We start from the raw sequence: 2,628 nt of genomic DNA, 5'->3' as shown, positions 1-2,628 counted from the left end.
TTCAAAACTCCTATCCGCCCTAAAGGTAAAGCTGCCTTCGGTCCTGCCCAAATCTCAGGCCCGTGTAGTCACAAGAAAAAATATCGCTCGAAGAAAATAACATGATTAAGATCAATAAGTTATTGCATTAAAACCCCTCGGCCGAAAAGGTGAACTTCCTTTAAATTACGGCAAAACCGGATGAGGCAAGCTATATTTCTGGTTTCATGCGCTGAGAAGGGTGTTTTTGAGCTGATATGGCCGGGCAGGTTTAAATTTTACTGGAGTTTGCGAGCCAAGATTTTGACGGCAACGTGGATTCTTGGCGCTTCAAGGCGAATCACTGATATCTTTCATCATGACTTCAACCGCGCATCCTATGGCCTGGATTGATTTTTCCTCAAGCTGCTTTGGGAACCAACCCTCTTAAGTTGTTTTAAAAGTGTGTTTTCTTTTTAAATTTTTCTTATTCCTGAACGGTCAATCAATGAACCGGGTTAAAAACCAGTGGGCCATGACTGAAGGCGCTTTTTGCTGATGAAATCGCCCCGAGCGCCGCGGATGATCTCCAGGCAGTCAATGATATATTTCCGCGTCTCTCTCGGATCAATGACATCGTCGAGCACGCCTCTGGCCGCCGCGTTCCAGGGGGCGCTTTCGTATTCCATCTGCCTGATGAGCCTCTCCCTCTCTGCCTCCGGGTCTTCCGCCGCCTCAATGTGCCGAAGAAAGACCACGTTGGCGGCCGCTTCGGGCGACATGAAGCTTATGTCGGCCGTGGGCCAGGCCACGATAAAATCAGGGCCGCAGTTGGTGCCGCACATATGGGAAATGGCCATGCCATAGGCCTTGCGCACGATGATGGCTATCTTGGGCACGGTGGCCAGGGCCAGGGCTTCCATCCACCGCATGATTTTAAGCGGTATTTTTCGACTCTCGGCATACTTGCCCACCAGGTTACCCGGGGTGTCGGAGATAAAGATAAGTGGGATATTATAGGTGTCGCAAAGGACGATGAAGCTGGTGGCCTTATCGCACTCGTCCGGCCCGGTCGCGCCCGCATTGTACATGGTCTGGCTGGCGAGGATGCCCACGGTACGGCCGTTCATTCGGGCCAGGCAGGTGATGAGGGCCTTGCCAAAATAGGGCTTGAGTTCCAGATACTTCCGGTCATCCGCGATGACCGCGATGATCTTGCGCATGTCATAGACCCGGTTGGTCTTGTCGGGCAGGATATTCAGTACCTCGTCCAGCCTTCTATCCGGCGGATCGTCTGTGGCCGCCACCAGCGGTTCCTGATCACAGTTGGAAGGCATGTAACCGATAAACTCCCTGACAATCTGAAGGCATCCCTCATCATCCTGGGCAAAGGCGTCAACCTGGCCCGTCACCTCAGCGTGCAACTTCCAGCCGCCAAGCTCCTCCGGAGTGGGATTTTCAGTGAGGGCAATTTCCAGCACCCTTGGCGAAGAAACGGCCATACAGGTTTTTTCCTTGACCATGACCACGAAATCAGCCGTGGCTGCTTCCCAGGTCGGAGCGCCAAAGCAGTAACCCATAATCGTGGCGACGTGAGGGGCCCTTCGAGGACTCATGATTCTGGTGATGGGATAGGTCAGTGACAGCAGGCTGTAAGAGCCCATGATATTCTGTATCCGGGCCCCGCCGCCGTCACCAAGACCGATGACCGGGTATGTCCTGACTTCCGGGGGTGTGAGGGGGGACATACCTCTGGGCCGATGATGCCCTGAAGGTTTGGCTTCATCGGTCCCGGCGAGGATGGTGCGGTCATCAGCGTGTACCACGACCGTCTGGCCATTTATTTTGCCAAAGCCGCTGATCATGGCCGTCGGCCACTCTTTGTCTTTGTCTTCCCGCATCTCATATTGCTCCAGAAGGCCCGTCTCCCAGAAGGTTCCCGGATCGAGGAGCTTGTCCAGTCTTTCCCTGGCGGTTAGATGACCCTTTTGATGCTGTCTTTCGATTCTCTCTTTGCCTCCCCCTTGGAGACCTACTTTCTTGCGTCTTTCAAGTTCTGCGATTCCTGATTTCATATCCATGGCTTAATGCCTCCTTTATATTTTTCTAGGGAGCAGGACATAAGATTGTCCCGACCGTTTCTGTTCTAGCTTACAATGGTTCTGCATGTCACCTGTTCGGTCATAAGCGGCTATAAATCCTGATATCTTAAGAAAATTAGAAGGCGTGACCGGTCTTGTCAAGGGAATTCCGGTTCGGCTTCGGCTCAATATGTTCAGTAGTAAATTGAAAGAGATGGTTCAGAGCGATCGCCAGAAATATTTTCCTTTTAACTTGATAATTCCCTGTACTTGCTACAGGGTCAAGTCCTTATTTTCCTCTCCTTGGGGAAAGGGAGAAGGTGAGGGGATAAGATCAGATCAGCTTTGATACTCTGTAGCCTGCTGCAGGGAGATACATTCAACTCGTTCCCAGGCTCTGGGGCTGTGAAAGAATTCCAATTAATGCTATAGTGTTTCAACCCAATCGAGTAAATTCACTATCCAAGGTTAAATCAAAAAAATGCCTGATCGTCATTATAAGAGCGGAACTCCACGAGAGCAAGGCTTCCTTTTACCTCCTAGCGTGGAAGATTATGTATCTCCCACCAATCCGGTACGGGCTATTGAC

At 51.3% G+C, this 2,628-nt stretch carries 1 protein-coding gene; it reads right to left on the bottom strand.

The features are described from left to right. Positions 1-476: 476 nt before the first annotated feature. Positions 477-2,039: a methylmalonyl-CoA decarboxylase gene (locus tag JRI95_16935; protein MBW2063231.1), complete on the bottom strand. Its 1,563-nt coding sequence runs from the start codon at positions 2,037-2,039 to the stop codon at positions 477-479. Positions 2,040-2,628 lie beyond the last annotated feature (589 nt).

The sequence above is a fragment of the Deltaproteobacteria bacterium genome, from assembly GCA_019308995.1.
Lineage (GTDB): Bacteria > Desulfobacterota > Desulfarculia > Adiutricales > JAFDHD01 > JAFDHD01.
The sequence above is the reverse complement of the archived record's forward strand: the minus strand, read 5'-3'. Positions and strand labels throughout refer to the sequence as shown.

Bases quoted from the DNA above. Each gene is read 5' to 3' on its own strand.
- JRI95_16935 (MBW2063231.1), bottom strand. From the start codon at position 2,039: ATGGATATGAAATCAGGAATCGCAGAACTTGAAAGACGCAAGAAAGTA.